Annotated in this window: 13 protein-coding genes; 7 read left to right on the top strand and 6 right to left on the bottom strand. The window is 69.0% G+C overall.

Features of this window, described 5'->3' with window-relative positions:
- The first annotated feature begins 106 nt into the window (after positions 1-106).
- Positions 107-1,444, top strand: a complete 1,338-nt coding sequence (locus ACWCXC_RS02525) for an MATE family efflux transporter (protein ID WP_450886137.1) — start codon at positions 107-109, stop codon at positions 1,442-1,444.
- A 127-nt stretch (positions 1,445-1,571) separates the two neighbouring features.
- On the opposite strand, the gene rplI is transcribed toward ACWCXC_RS02525, so the two are convergent.
- The 4 genes from rplI to rpsF all read right to left on the bottom strand — a co-directional run bounded on the left by rplI (position 1,572) and on the right by rpsF (position 3,270).
- Positions 1,572-2,018, bottom strand: coding sequence for a 50S ribosomal protein L9 (rplI, locus tag ACWCXC_RS02530; RefSeq protein WP_383631455.1), 447 nt, complete (start codon positions 2,016-2,018; stop codon positions 1,572-1,574).
- An 18-nt stretch (positions 2,019-2,036) separates the two neighbouring features.
- Positions 2,037-2,273, bottom strand: coding sequence for a 30S ribosomal protein S18 (gene rpsR / locus ACWCXC_RS02535; RefSeq protein WP_003967857.1), 237 nt, complete (start codon positions 2,271-2,273; stop codon positions 2,037-2,039).
- A 43-nt stretch (positions 2,274-2,316) separates the two neighbouring features.
- Positions 2,317-2,907 carry a single-stranded DNA-binding protein gene (locus tag ACWCXC_RS02540; RefSeq protein WP_450682515.1) on the bottom strand — a complete coding sequence of 197 codons (591 nt, stop codon included), beginning with the start codon at positions 2,905-2,907 and terminating at the stop codon, positions 2,317-2,319.
- Between the two features lie 72 nt (positions 2,908-2,979).
- Positions 2,980-3,270, bottom strand: coding sequence for a 30S ribosomal protein S6 (gene rpsF / locus ACWCXC_RS02545; RefSeq protein WP_018957345.1), 291 nt, complete (start codon positions 3,268-3,270; stop codon positions 2,980-2,982).
- A 282-nt stretch (positions 3,271-3,552) separates the two neighbouring features.
- Here rpsF and ACWCXC_RS02550 point away from each other — a divergent pair, with 282 nt between their 5' ends.
- The 3 genes from ACWCXC_RS02550 to ACWCXC_RS02560 all read left to right on the top strand — a co-directional run bounded on the left by ACWCXC_RS02550 (position 3,553) and on the right by ACWCXC_RS02560 (position 6,362).
- A complete protein-coding gene (locus ACWCXC_RS02550; protein ID WP_450682516.1) occupies positions 3,553-3,873 on the top strand; it encodes a hypothetical protein in 321 nt (106 codons plus the stop codon).
- Between the two features lie 186 nt (positions 3,874-4,059).
- Positions 4,060-5,178 (top strand): lipid II:glycine glycyltransferase FemX, encoded by a 1,119-nt coding sequence (locus tag ACWCXC_RS02555; protein WP_450682517.1) that lies wholly within the window; start codon positions 4,060-4,062, stop codon positions 5,176-5,178.
- A 152-nt stretch (positions 5,179-5,330) separates the two neighbouring features.
- Positions 5,331-6,362: an alanine racemase gene (locus ACWCXC_RS02560; protein ID WP_450682518.1), complete on the top strand. Its 1,032-nt coding sequence runs from the start codon at positions 5,331-5,333 to the stop codon at positions 6,360-6,362.
- Positions 6,363-6,388: 26 nt separating this feature from the next.
- On the opposite strand, the gene ACWCXC_RS02565 is transcribed toward ACWCXC_RS02560, so the two are convergent.
- Positions 6,389-7,891, bottom strand: a complete 1,503-nt coding sequence (locus ACWCXC_RS02565) for a glycosyltransferase family 87 protein (RefSeq protein WP_450886141.1) — start codon at positions 7,889-7,891, stop codon at positions 6,389-6,391.
- 98 nt (positions 7,892-7,989) lie between these two features.
- Complete coding sequence (locus ACWCXC_RS02570; protein WP_450886143.1) at positions 7,990-10,722, bottom strand: transglycosylase domain-containing protein; 2,733 nt, start codon at positions 10,720-10,722, stop codon at positions 7,990-7,992.
- 423 nt (positions 10,723-11,145) lie between these two features.
- Here ACWCXC_RS02570 and ACWCXC_RS02575 point away from each other — a divergent pair, with 423 nt between their 5' ends.
- The 3 genes from ACWCXC_RS02575 (at position 11,146) to ACWCXC_RS02585 (ending at position 14,378) form a co-directional block, all read left to right on the top strand.
- Complete coding sequence (locus ACWCXC_RS02575; RefSeq protein ID WP_450683797.1) at positions 11,146-11,850, top strand: PadR family transcriptional regulator; 705 nt, start codon at positions 11,146-11,148, stop codon at positions 11,848-11,850.
- A gap of 61 nt (positions 11,851-11,911) precedes the next feature.
- The gene (locus ACWCXC_RS02580) at positions 11,912-12,994 is read left to right on the top strand and encodes an inositol-3-phosphate synthase (protein ID WP_450683798.1); all 1,083 of its coding nucleotides are present in this window, start codon (positions 11,912-11,914) and stop codon (positions 12,992-12,994) included.
- A 124-nt stretch (positions 12,995-13,118) separates the two neighbouring features.
- Complete coding sequence (locus tag ACWCXC_RS02585) at positions 13,119-14,378, top strand: MFS transporter (RefSeq protein WP_450886146.1); 1,260 nt, start codon at positions 13,119-13,121, stop codon at positions 14,376-14,378.
- The last annotated feature ends 6 nt before the right edge of the window (positions 14,379-14,384 follow it).

Consider the following 14,384-nt stretch of genomic DNA (forward strand, 5'->3'; position numbering starts at 1 on the left):
GCTCACGATCCCGCCCGCGCCCCTGTGGCCGAACACCCCTGCCCGGCAAATGTAAGGATCCTTTGAGGCTTGCGTCCATTACCTGTGGAAGATTAGATTGGCCCCCATGATCCAGGCACCGGCGACCCCGCCGTCCCGTCGTCGCAGACACGACCGCGAGATCATTTCGCTGGCCGTGCCGGCCTTCGGCGCACTCGTGGCCGAGCCCCTCTTCGTGATGGTCGACAGCGCGATCGTCGGCCATCTGGGAACACCCCAACTGGCCGGACTGGCCGTGGCCGCCGCACTGCTGACGACGGCCGTCAGCGTCTTCGTCTTCCTCGCCTATGCCACCACCGCGGCCGTCGCCCGCCGGATCGGCGCGGGCGATCCGGCCGCCGCGATCCGCCAGGGCATGGACGGCATCTGGCTGGCCATACTGCTCGGGGCCGCCGTCATCGCCGTGGCCTTCCCCCTCGCCCCGCAGCTCGTGGGCGTGTTCGGCGCCTCCAACACCGCCGCCCCCTACGCCACCACCTACCTCCGGATCTCCACCCTCGGCATCCCCGCGATGCTCGTCGTGATGGCCGCGACCGGGGTGCTGCGCGGGCTGCAGAACACCCGCACCCCCCTCTATGTCGCCATCGGCGGCTTCGCCGCCAACGCCGCGCTCAACGCCGGGCTCGTCTACGGCGCCGGACTCGGCATCGCGGGCTCCGCCTGGGGCACCGTGATCGCCCAGGTCGGGATGGCCGCCGCCTATCTCGTCGTGGTGGTCCGCGGCGCCCGGCGGTACGGCGCCTCCCTGCGCCCCGACGCCGCCGGCATCAGAGCCAGCGCCCAGGCGGGCGTCCCGCTCCTGGTCCGCACGCTGTCCCTACGCGCCGTCCTGCTCATCGCCACGGCCGTCGCGGCCCGGTTGGGCGACACCGACATCGCCGCCCATCAGATCATCCTCTCCCTGTGGAGCCTGATGGCGTTCGCCCTGGACGCCATCGCGATCGCGGGCCAGGCCATCATCGGCCGCTATCTGGGTGCCGACGATCCCAAGGGGGCCCGCGAGGCGTGCCACCGCATGGTCCAGTGGGGCATCGCTTCCGGGGTGGTCTTCGGCGCGCTGATCGTTCTGGCCCGCCCCCTGTTCGTCCCGCTGTTCACCGGCGACCAGTCCGTCCAGGACACGCTCTTCCCTGCTCTGCTGGTGGTGGCGCTGACCCAGCCGGTCGCCGGGGTCGTCTTCGTCCTGGACGGGGTGCTGATGGGTGCCGGGGACGGCCCCTATCTGGCCTGGGCCATGCTGGTCACCCTGGCGGTCTTCGCCCCGGCCGCCCTGCTGGTTCCCGTACTCGGCGGGGGGCTGACCGCCCTCTGGTGCGCGATGGCGTTGATGATGCTCGTACGGATGGCGACGCTGTGGTTCCGTACCCGTTCCGGGAAGTGGCTGGTCACCGGAGCCACCCGCTGAACGTGCGCCGGGTGTGTTTCACGTGAAACGGACTCGGCGTGCCCATGCAGGAAGAGCGCGGGACCACGGCAAAGGGCCGCACCCATGGGGTGCGGCCCTTCACTGTTCTGCTGGGTTGCGGCCCGAATCAGGCGGCAACGACCTCGACGCCGAGCTTCGCAGCGACCTCGGGGTGCAGACGGACGGACACCTGGTGTCCACCGAGCGTCTTGATCGGCGAGCCGAGCTCGACGCGACGCTTGTCGACCTCCGGACCACCGGCGGCCTTGATCGCCGAGGCGATGTCGGCCGGGGTGACGGAGCCGAAGAGACGGCCGGCGTCGCCGGAGCGAACAGCCAGACGGACCTTCACGGCCTCGAGCTTGGTCTTGATCTCGTTGGCCTGCTCGATCGTGGCGATCTCGTGGATCTTGCGGGCGCGGCGGATCTGCGCCACGTCCTTCTCGCCGCCCTTGGTCCAGCGGATGGCGAAGCCACGCGGAACCAGGTAGTTACGGGCGTACCCGTCCTTGACGTCGACGACGTCGCCCGCAGCACCGAGGCCGGAGACCTCGTGGGTGAGGATGATCTTCATGTTTCGGTCACCCTTCCCTTATCGCGCGGTGGACGTGTAGGGCAGCAGCGCCATCTCACGGCTGTTCTTCACGGCCGTGGCGACGTCACGCTGGTGCTGCGTGCAGTTGCCGGTGACGCGGCGGGCACGGATCTTGCCGCGGTCGGAAATGAACTTCCGCAGCATGTTCGTGTCCTTGTAGTCCACGTACTGGGTCTTGTCCTTGCAGAACGCGCAGACCTTCTTCTTAGGCTTGCGCACAGGCGGCTTCGCCATGGTGTTTCTCCTGTGTGATCAAGAAGTGGGGGTACGAGCTGCCCTAGAAGGGCGGCTCGTCCGAGTAGCCGCCGCCGGAACCGCCGGAGTTTCCACCCCAGCCGCCCTGGCCCCCGCCCTGCTGGCCGCCGCCGGACGGTGCGCCGGTGGCCCAGGGGTCATCGGCGGGAGCGCCGCCGCCCTGTCCACCGGAACCGGGACCACCGCCCCAGTTGCCGCCGCCCTGCTGGCCGCCGCCGTATCCACCCTGGCCGCCCTGACCACCGCGGCCGGTGGTCTTGGTGACCTTGGCCGTGGCGTTCTTGAGGCTGGGGCCGACTTCCTCGACGTCCAGCTCGTAGACCGTGCGCTTGACGCCCTCGCGGTCTTCGTACGACCGCTGCTTCAGCCGGCCCTGCACGACAACGCGCATGCCTCGCGTGAGCGACTCGGCGACGTTCTCCGCCGCCTGCCGCCAGACCGAGCAGGTGAGGAACAGGCCTTCGCCGTCCTTCCACTCATTGGTCTGCCGGTCGAAGATGCGGGGAGTGGACGCGACACGGAACTTCGCGACCGCCGCACCGGACGGGGTGAAGCGCAGCTCGGGGTCGTCGACGAGATTGCCGACGACCGTGATGACGGTCTCGCCTGCCATGGATGAACCTCTCGGCGGGATTTGCTTGGCTGCTTGCTGCTACTCGAACCCGATGACCGCTGAACTAGACGTTCAGTGGATCTCGGGACGGAGGACCTTGGTCCGGAGGACCGACTCGTTCAGGTTCATCTGGCGGTCGAGCTCCTTGACGACCGCAGGCTCGGCCTGCAGGTCGATGACCGAGTAGATGCCCTCGGGCTTCTTCTTGATCTCGTAAGCGAGACGACGACGGCCCCAGGTGTCGACCTTCTCCACCTTTCCGTCGCCCTCACGGACGACGGAGAGGAAGTTCTCGATCAGCGGGGAGACAGCGCGCTCCTCGAGATCGGGGTCGAGGATGACCATCACCTCGTAGTGACGCATGTGGAACCCACCTCCTTTGGACTCAGCGGCCACGGTCGTTCCGTGGCAGGAGGGTCGTGATGCGTGAGCATCGATGTCGTCGAGTAGAACAGCCGCCACTGACAACGCCCCGCCCCGAAGGTGGGGGGCTGTCCGTGCCGGGCTGGGCAGACACCGGTGCAGACCGTCCAGAGTACCCGCAGACCACCTTCCGGTTGAAATCCGGTGGTCAGGAGACGCAATCTGGACACATCGGGTGTGAGCGGCGCCACGACGCGCCGCCTTTCGGCCAGGAGGTGCTCCATGGCACAAGCAATGCGAACCCGCTCCCGCTCCTCCGTCTCGCTCTTCGCGACGGACGGCAGGCCCCATCCCCTCCAGAACGCCCTGGTGGCCGTGACGGTGGTCCTCGGCGTCCTCGCGTTCGTGACGGCGATGTTCCACAGCCTGCACCTGCTCAGCTCGTGGGCCGGGCTCGTGGGGATCCTCACCGGGGCGTACGGGATCTACATCTCCGCGACCACGCGCGAGCGGTTCCCGCTCTTCCTCGGCACGGGCGCGGCCGCCATCGGGTTCTTCCTCGGCATGGCCCACGGCGGGCTCTTCGGCGGCGTGATCGGCTGATCACGCACCGGCACGTCCCCGGCGGTGCGCGGGGCGGAGCGTCGACGGACGGTCCGCCCCGTTCCCGTGTGCCCGGGAGCACAGGTGCGACGGGGCCAGACCGTGCGCTGCCCGGTCACAGTAGGCTTCGGCGCGAGAGCCGGAGCCCCTGACCGATGGGGACACACCTGCCGAGGAGCGCCCCGCATGAGCCTGACCCTGAGGACCATCAGCCGAGAGCAGCATCTGGCGTACATCCAGAGTCTGCCCGCGGCCAGTCACATGCAGGTCCCGGCATGGGCGGACGTGAAGGCCGAATGGCGCTCGGAGAGCCTCGGCTGGTTCGACAAGGGCGGCCAGCTCGTCGGCGTCGGTCTGGTGCTCTACCGCCAGCTGCCGAAGATCAAGCGCTACCTCGCGTACCTCCCCGAGGGTCCGGTCATCAACTGGTACGCCCCCAACCTCAGCGACTGGCTCGAACCGATGCTCGCGCACCTCAAGCAGCAGGGCGCCTTCTCCGTGAAGATGGGCCCGCCCGTCGTCATCCGCCGCTGGGACGCCGCCGCCATCAAGGCCGGCATCCAGGACCCCGAGGTCAAGCGCCTGCGCGACATCGAGGCCACCCACATCGAGCCGCGCGCCTTCGAGGTCGCCGACCGGCTCCGCAAGATGGGCTGGCAGCAGGGCGAGGACGGCGGCGCCGGATTCGGTGACGTACAGCCCCGCTACGTCTTCCAGGTGCCGCTGGCCAACCGCTCCCTGGAGGACGTCCACAAGGGCTTCAACCAGCTGTGGCGGCGCAACATCAAGAAGGCCGAGAAGGCCGGCGTCGAGGTCGTCCAGGGCAGCTACGCCGAGCTGGCCGAATGGCAGCGGCTGTACGAGATCACCGCCGAGCGCGACCACTTCCGCCCGCGCCCGCTGGGCTACTTCCAGCGCATGTGGACCGCGCTCAACACCGAGGACCCCAACCGGATGCGGCTCTACTTCGCCCGCCACGAGGGGGAGAACGTCGCCGCCGCGACCATGCTGATCGTGGGCGGACACGTCTGGTACTCGTACGGCGCCTCGGCCAACCACAAGCGCGAGGTCCGCCCCTCGAACGCGATGCAGTGGCGGATGCTGCGCGACGCGTACGCCATGGGCGCCACCGTCTACGACCTGCGCGGCATCTCCGACTCCCTGGACGAGACCGACCACCTCTTCGGCCTCATCCAGTTCAAGGTGGGCACCGGCGGCCAGGCCGCGGAGTACCTCGGCGAGTGGGACTTCCCGCTCAACAAGCTGCTCCACAAGGCCCTCGACATCTACATGTCGCGCCGCTGATCCGCCGTACGGACCGCTGATCAGCCGCACAAGGCTGACGAAACCGGCTTCATTCGTTTCAATGGGCTCGTCCGGAAACTCCTGAGGAGGCGCTTCCGGAGCACCGCACCCCTTCGACCCCCCGCAGCCACCAGAAAGGTCCCGGACCGGCCATGGCGCTCTCCCTGTACGTCGACACCGCGCGCTGGCGGGCGCACCAGAAATCCGTCCTCGACCAGTTCCCCGGCCTCGTACCGGTCTGCAAGGGCAACGGATACGGCTTCGGCCACGAGCGGCTGGCCGACGAGGCGATCCGCTTCGGCTCCGACATCCTCGCGGTCGGCACCACCTACGAGGCGGCCCGCATCAAGGACTGGTTCAGCGGTGACCTGCTGGTGCTCACCCCGTTCCGCCGGGGCGAGGAGCCGGTGCCGCTGCCGGACCGGGTCGTCCGCTCCGTCTCCTCCGTGGACGGTGTGCACGCCCTGGTGGGCGCCCGGGTCGTCATCGAGTGCATGTCCTCGATGAAGCGGCACGGCGTCAAGGAGGAGGAGCTGGGGCTGCTGCACGCCGCCATCGAGGACGTACGCCTCGAAGGGTTCGCCCTCCACCTCCCGCTGGACCGCACGGACGGTTCGGACGCCGTCGAGGAGGTCATCGCGTGGATGGACCGCCTGCGCGCCGCCCGGCTGCCGCTGCACACGATGTTCGTCAGCCATCTGCGGGCCGAGGAGCTGGGCCGGCTCCAGCAGCAGTTCCCGCAGACCCGGTTCCGCGCCCGGATCGGCACCCGGCTCTGGCTCGGTGACCACGAGGCGACCGAGTACCGCGGCGCGGTGCTCGACGTCACCCCGGTGGTCAAGGGCGACCGGTTCGGCTACCGCCAGCAGAAGGCGGCCTCCGACGGCTGGCTGGTCGTCGTCGCGGGCGGCACCTCGCACGGTGTGGGCCTGGAGGCCCCGAAGGCCCTGCACGGGGTGATGCCGCGCGCCAAGGGCGTCGCACGGGCCGGGCTCGCGACCGTGAACCGCAATCTGTCGCCGTTCGTCTGGGCCGGCAAGCAGCGTTGGTTCGCCGAGCCGCCGCACATGCAGGTCTCGATCCTGTTCGTTCCCTCGGACGCCGAGGAACCGCGGGTGGGCGACGAGCTGGTGGCCCATCTGCGCCACACGACGACGCAGTTCGACCGGCTCGTCGACCGCTGACCGCGACTGAGCGGGGGCGCCCCCGCTCAGTCGGCGGCCGGCGCCGTCCCGGCCGCGCCCCACTCCACCCGCGGTGCCTCGGTCTCCCGGGCCGCGGGGTGCGGGGCGCGGGCACCCGCCCGCCTCAGGACGAACACGTCCTCGGCCCCGTCGAGCACTCCGCCCGACGGGTCGTCCGAGCCGTCCGCCCGAACCGCGTCGCGTTCCGGCATCAGGATGTCGCGTACGACCACGGCGCACAGGTACAGCGTGCCCACCAGGTGCAGCACGATCGCGAGCTGGTAGCCCTCGGTGGGCAGGCCCTGGTGCTTGTCGCCGCTCGTCGTGTACGCGAGGTACATCCAGATCCCCAGGAAGTACATGACCTCGCACGCCTGCCAGATCAGGAAGTCCCGCCAGCGCGGCCGGGCCAGCGCCGCCAGCGGGATCAGCCAGAGCACGTACTGCGGCGAATAGACCTTGTTGACCAGGATGAACACCGCGACGACGAGGAAGGCGAGCTGGGCGAAACGCGGCCGGCGGGGTGCCGTCAACGTCAGGACGCCGATCACCGCGCACAGCGCGATCACCATCAGCATCGAGATGGTGTTGACCGTGGGGACCTCGATGGGCTCGCCCGTGCGCTGCGTGATGATCAGCCAGAACGACCCGAAGTCGATCCCGCGTTCCTCGCTGAAGGAGTAGAACTTCTTCCATCCGTCGGGCGCGAAGAGCATGACCGGCAGATTGACCACCAGCCAGGAGCCGGCCGCACCGAGCACCGCCGCCCCGAACTCGCGCCATTTCCCGGCCCGCCAGCACAGCACGAACGCGGGCCCCAGCAGGAACACGGGGTACAGCTTGGCGGCCGTGGCGAGGCCGATGAGGACGCCGAACGCGAGCGGACGGCTGCGGGACCACATGAGCATCGCGGCGGCCGTGAGCGCGATGGCCAGCAGGTCCCAGTTGATGGTGGCCGTCAGGGCGAACGCCGGGGCCAGCGCGACCAGCAGGGCGTCCCAGGGGCGGCGCCGGTGCGTGCGCGCGACGCAGACGGCGATCACGGCGGTGCAGATCATCAGCATGCCCGCGTTGACGAGCCAGTAGATTTGCTCCTGGTGCTGGAGGGAGCCGCCGCCCGGGGTCAGCCAGGCGGCGATCTGCATGAACACCCCGGTGAGCACCGGGTACTCCAGGAACTCCATGTCGCCCGGGAGCCGGTCGAAGTACGGCACCAGCCCGTCCGAGAAGCCGCGTGCGGCGAACAGGTGCGGGATGTCCGAATAGCAGGCGTGGGTGTACTGCGAGCCCGCGCCCCGGAACCACGCCCAGTTGTAGCAGGGCAGCTTCTGCATCATGCCGAGCGCGAACATCCCGAGGGCCACCAGCGCGACAGCCCCGACGGGGGTGAGGGCGGTACTGCCCAGCCGCGTCCAGCGCCCCGACCTCCCGCCGATCAGCTCGCTGCCGGCCGCCGCCACCTCGTCGCGGTGCGTGGGCCGGACGACCGGCGGTTCCTGGTGCACGCTCGTGTCCTCTGCGCTTGGCATGCCGCACATCCTGCCGTACGGGACGGTGGAAACGGCGAGGGCCGCCGCACCCTGGGGTGCCGCGGCCCTCGTGTCCGTCCCGGATTCCGCTCCGGTCGCTAGCCGGACGTTCCGGCGAACCAGTTCCCGTTCCCGTTGCCGTTGCCGTTCCCGTTGCCTCCGGTATCGGGCGAGGGGCTGGTGCCTCCGTCGCCCGCGGTGGTTCCGGCGTCCGTGCCGCTGGTCGTCCCGTCGGTCGTTCCCGCGTCGGTACCGGCGTCGGTGCCGCCGTTGTTGTTGCCGCCGTTGTTGTTCTGGCAGTTCCAGTCCCAGGTGCCGCAGGTGGTCTGGGACGGGTCCGGCTTCGGCAGCTCCGGAGTGGGCGACGGGGTGACCTCCTGCGACGGGGAGGGCGTCGGCGTGGGCGTCGGGCTGGGCGTCGGCTTGGGGCTCGACGCGCCGCCGCCGTAGACCTTCTCCCCGATCTCTTCCGGCTTCGGGAAGGAGACCTTCTCCATGCCCTCCATGGCGTCCGCCATGTAGTCGTGCCAGATCTGGGCGGGGAACGACGCACCGTGGATCTTCTTCTCGCCACCGGTGCCGAACATCTTCTCGAACTCGCGGTTCTTGTTGGTCTCGTCGTCGTCCAGCCGGAACATGCTGATCGCGGTCGACAGCTGCGGGGTGTACCCCACGAACCAGGCGGAACGGTTGCCGTCGGTGGTACCCGTCTTGCCGGCGACATCACGGCCGGGAAGCTTGGCCGGGGTACCGGTGCCGTGCTCGACGACGTTCTTGAGGACGTCGGTCACGTTGTCCGCGATGACGTTGGAGAAGGCGCTCTTGGTCACCACCTCGTGGCGGTAGATCACCTCGCCGCGCTTCTTCACCTCGGTCACCGAGAACGGCTCGCGCTGCTGGCCGCTGGCCGCGAACGTGGCGTACGCGCCGGCCATGCGCGTCGCGCTGGGCGAGGAGGTGCCGATGGAGAACGAGGGCACCGTGGAGTCGGCCATGTAGTCGTCGTCCTTGAGGCCCGCTGCCAGGGCGACTTCCTTGACCTTGTCGGTGCCGACGTCCATGCCCAGCTGCACATAGGGGGAGTTGCCGGAGACCCGCATCGCCTCACGCAGGGTGACGGGGCCCAGGTTCTCGCCGCCGTCGTTGGTCTGGAGCCACTCCTTGCCCTTGTCGTCGAACCAGATGTCCCCGTTGTACTTCTTGATCTTCAGCTTGTTGTCGCCGTTGTAGACGCTCTCCGGCGAGACCTTCGTACGCTCCGACTCACCCTGCTTCGAACCGCCCGAGGGGTCGCGCTTGCCGTACTCCATGGCGGCCGCCAGCACGAACGGCTTGAACGTCGAGCCGACCGGGGCTCCGGTGGGGTCGGCGTTGTTGGCGTAGTGCTTCGTCGCGTCCTGGCCGCCGTAGATCGCCACGATCGCGCCGGTCTTCGGATCGATCGAGGAACCGCCGAACTGGACGTGCGTGTCCTTGGTCGGGCGCTTCTTCGGGTCGATCTTCTCCTTGTAGACCCGGTCGACGGCCTTGGTGAGCTGGTTGACCTTCTTCTTGTCGAAGGTCGTGTGGATCTCGTAGCCGCCCTGGGCCAGCTCTTCCTTGGTGACCTTGGTGTTGTTGAGGAAGTTGGCGCGGGCCATCGAGACGAGATAGCCGATCTGGCCGCCCAGCTGGGCGTCCTTCTTCGGCTTCACGGGCATCGGGAACTCGGTGTACTTGGCGCGCTCGGTCGCCGACAGCCGGCCGTCCTTGACCTCTTCGTCGAGGATCCACTTCCAGCGCTTCATGGCGCGGGCCTTGTTCTTCTCCGGCGTCGCGTTCACCGGATCGACCAGCGTGACGCCCGCGGGGTCGTAGTACGTGGGGCCCTTGAGCAGCGAGGCCAGGACGGCGCACTCGCTGGGGTTCAGGTCCTTGGCGTCCTTGTTGTAGTACGTCCGCGCGGCGGCCTGGATACCGGAGGCGCCTCGCCCGTAGGACGAGACGTTGAGGTACCCCGCCATGATGTCCTTCTTGTCCATCTTGCTGCCGACCTTCAGCGTGATGAACAGCTCCTCGAACTTGCGGCTCAGGGTCTGCTCCTGGGAGAGCCGCGAGTTCTTCACGTACTGCTGGGTGATGGTCGAGCCACCCTGGGTCTGGCCGCCCTTGGCCATGTTGAACAGGGCGCGGCCGATACCCATGGGGTCGATGCCGTGGTCGTGGTCGAAGGACTTGTTCTCCGCCGAGATGACGGCGTTGCGCATCGCTTCCGGGATCTGGGCGTAGTCGATGATCTGGCGGTTGACATCACCGCCGGTCGCGACCATCTGCGACCCGTCCTTCCAGAAGTAGACGTTGTTCTCCGCCACCGCGGCCTCCTGGACCTTGGGCATGCCGACCATCGCGTACGCGAGGCCGGCGAAGCCCATCAGCAGGCCGATGAAGCCCAGGCAGAGGCCCGAGATCAGCTTCCAGGAGGGCACCCAGCGGCGCAGGCCGCTGCGGCCCGCCCGCGGGTAGTCGATGAAGCGCTTCTTGACCGGGCGCTGGGCCGCGCGGCCGCGGCCGCGTCCCGGGCCCTCGTGGCCCCCGTCGCCGCCCCGGCGGCGTCCGCCGCCACCGCCTCCGTCGTGGCCGCCCCGGCCGCCGCCGGCGCCTCGCTGGGCGGCCCGTCTCGCCGCGGCGCGCCCGCCGTACGGGGCCGCGTCGCCGTGTGAACCGGAATGTGATTCAGAAGTCACTCCGCGTGACGGTGCTGCGCGGCGTCCGGAGGACTGCTGGGCGGCTCGTCTGGCCGCGGCACGTCCGCCACCTTGCGGTTGCGGCGTCTTGCGACGGTGCTCGCTCATCGAACGACTACTCCTCGGGCAGGCGAGAGCGCCTGGAAGCGGCAGTTGAGATCCGGTGTCCCCCGATGCGGACCGGTCCCGCGAGAGACCCGTCCGCAGTGCATCCGGTCACCCCGCGACGGCGTACGTCCCCGTACGTCGCACGGCTCCCGGTGGTCTGCATGCCGCACAGACTACGCACGGTCAAAACCCTCCTGGAGCCGAACTTCACCCCAAATTACGCAAGTCGGTTGCTACGAATTAGCGATGTGACACCGCTCACTAAGGCCCCCCTTGTCGCGGCACGCGGTCCGATCTATCGTGCTGATGTATCGAGTCGATACATCAGCACGGTACATCGACTCAGTACATCGGTCCGGTACACCGGTCCGGCACCCGGCCGTGCGAGAGCACGCGGAGCAGGCGGAGAAGGAGGAGGCGGGGTTGAGCAGACGCTCGGGCATTCTCGAATTCGCCGTTCTCGGACTGCTCCGCGAGTCCCCGATGCACGGCTACGAGCTGCGCAAGCGCCTCAACACCTCGTTGGGGATCTTCCGTGCCTTCAGCTACGGCACCCTCTATCCGTGCCTCAAGACGCTGGTCGCCAGCGGCTGGTTGATCGAGGAGCCGGGAACGGCTCCGACCGACCTCACGCCCGGCACCGGCCGGTCGGTCGCCCCCGCCTCCTCACTGGCGGGGCGCCGCGCCAAGATCGTCTACCGGCTGACGGCGGAAGGTAAGGAGCACTTCGAGGAACTGCTCTCGCACACCGGCCCCGACTCCTGGGAGGACGAGCACTTCGCGGCCCGTTTCGCCTTCTTCGGACAGACGGAGCACGAGGTGCGGATGCGGGTGCTGGAAGGCCGCCGCAGCAGGCTGGAGGAGCGCCTCGAGAAGATGAGCGCCTCTCTGGCCCGCACCCGCGAGCGCCTCGACGACTACACACTTGAGCTGCAGCGACACGGCATGGAGTCCGTGGAGCGCGAAGTGCGCTGGCTGAACGAGCTCATCGAGAGCGAGCGGTCGGGACGGGATCAGCGACGGTCCTCGCCCGAGGGCTCAGCTCAGCAGAACACCGCAGGAGAGCCGGACGGCCTGCCCCGGCGGGGTACCACCCCGCCGGATCCGTCCGGCGACACCGCCACGTGAGGTCCCCGCAGTTCCGCGGGGCCTCATCAGGAACATCCATTACACACAGGGAGCAACCGGAATGGGTTCGGTTCGCGTAGCCATCGTCGGCGTGGGCAACTGCGCCGCCTCGCTGGTCCAGGGCGTCGAGTACTACAAGGACGCCGATCCGGCCGGCAAGGTGCCCGGCCTGATGCACGTCCAGTTCGGCGACTACCACGTGCGGGACGTCGAGTTCGTCGCCGCCTTCGACGTCGACGCGAAGAAGGTCGGCCTCGACCTCTCGGACGCCATCGGCGCCAGCGAGAACAACACCATCAAGCTCTGCGACGTGCCCACCTCCGGTGTCACCGTCCAGCGCGGCCACACCCACGACGGCCTGGGCAAGTACTACCGCCAGACCATCGAGGAGTCCTCCGAGGCCCCGGTCGACATCGTCCAGGTCCTCAAGGACCGCAAGGTCGACGTCCTGGTCTGCTACCTGCCCGTCGGTTCCGAGGTCGCCGCGAAGTTCTACGCGCAGTGCGCCATCGACGCCAAGGTCGCGTTCGTCAACGCCCTCCCGGTCTTCATCGCCGGCACCAAGGAGTGGGCGGACAAGTTCACCGAGGCCGGTGTCCCGATCGTCGGCGACGACATCAAGTCGCAGGTCGGCGCCACCATCACGCACCGCGTGATGGCGAAGCTGTTCGAGGACCGCGGTGTCATCCTGGACCGCACCATGCAGCTGAACGTCGGCGGCAACATGGACTTCAAGAACATGCTCGAGCGCGAGCGCCTGGAGTCCAAGAAGATCTCCAAGACGCAGGCTGTCACCTCGCAGATCCGTGACCGAGAGCTCGGTGCGGACAACGTCCACATCGGCCCGTCGGACTACGTGGCCTGGCTGGACGACCGCAAGTGGGCGTACGTGCGCCTCGAGGGCCGCGCCTTCGGTGACGTCCCGCTGAACCTGGAGTACAAGCTCGAGGTGTGGGACTCCCCGAACTCGGCCGGTGTCATCATCGACGCCGTCCGCGCCGCGAAGATCGCGAAGGACCGCGGCATCGGCGGCCCGATCCTCTCCGCCTCCTCGTACTTCATGAAGTCCCCGCCGGTCCAGTACTTCGACGACGAGGCCCGCGAGAACGTCGAGAAGTTCATCCGTGGTGAGGTCTCCAACTGACGTCACCTGACAGGGTGCGTCGGCGCGGCGCGGCGGGAAGCGGCAACGCTCCCCGGCCCCCGCACCGTTGAGGGCCCCCGGGCAATCCGCCCGGGGGCCCTCAACGTATGTGACCCTTGCTCCCATGCCCGTCGTGCATGACCTGCGCATACTTCTGCGTCTTCGGAACTTCCGCCGCCTGCTGGCCGTGCGGCTCCTGTCCCAGTCGGCCGACGGCGTCTACCAGGTGGCCCTCGCGGCCCATGTCGTCTTCTCCCCCGAGAAGCAGGCATCCGCCGGCGCCATCGCCTCCGCGATGGCCGTTCTGCTGCTCCCGTACTCGCTCATCGGGCCGTTCGCCGGGGTGCTGCTGGACCGCTGGCCCCGCCGGCAGGTCTTCCTCCACGGGAATCTGCTGCGCGCCGCCCTCGCCTGCTGCACCGCCCTCCTGATGCTGGGCTCGGCCCCCGACTGGCTCTTCTACGCCTCGGCCCTCTGCGTCACCGCGGTCAACCGCTTCGTCCTCGCCGGGCTCTCGGCGGCGCTTCCCCGCGTCGTCGACCGCGATCTCCTGGTGCTCGCCAACTCCGTCTCCCCGACCGCGGGCACACTCGCCGCCACAGCGGGCGGCGGCCTCGCCTTCGCCGTACGGCTGCTCATCTCCGACTCCGATGCCGCCGTGGTGCTCCTGGGCGCCGGGCTCTACCTCGCTTCGGCCCTGGTCTCCCTGAGCCTCGCTGCCCGGCTGCTGGGACCGGACCGGGAGGACAGCGACCTCAGCGTGCGGACGGCCCTGGCGGTCACCGTCCGGGGGCTCGGTCACGGACTGCGCCATCTGGCGACCCGGAAGCACGCGACCCGGGCGCTGGCGGCCATGACTGTGATCCGCTTCTGCTACGGGGCGCTGACGGTGATGCTGCTGATGCTCTGCCGATACTCCTGGACCGACAACGAGTCCGACGGGCTGGCACTGCTCGGGCTGGCGCTCGGTGTCTCCGGGGCGGGGTTCTTCGCCGCCGCTCTGCTGACCCCCTGGGCGGCGGGGCGGCTGGGCCGGTTCCGCTGGATGACGGTGTGTGCGGGAACAGCGGCCGTTCTCGAACCCGCACTGGGCCTCTGGTTCCGGCCGGCGCCCATGCTCGTCGCTGCCTTCCTGCTCGGGCTGGTCACCCAGGGGGCGAAGATCGCGACCGACACGGTGGTGCAGACCGGCGTGGACGACGCCTTCCGTGGGCGGGTCTTCTCGCTCTACGACGTCCTCTTCAATGTCGCGTTCGTCGGCGCCGCGGCCGCCGCCGCGCTCTCCCTGCCCGCCGACGGGAAGTCCCCCACCGTGGTGGTCGGGGTGGGAGTGCTCTACGCCGTGGTGGCCGTGGCGCTGTTCCGGTGGCGCAGGACCGGCTGAGGGCGG

This window comes from Streptomyces sp. NPDC001515, assembly GCF_053597115.1.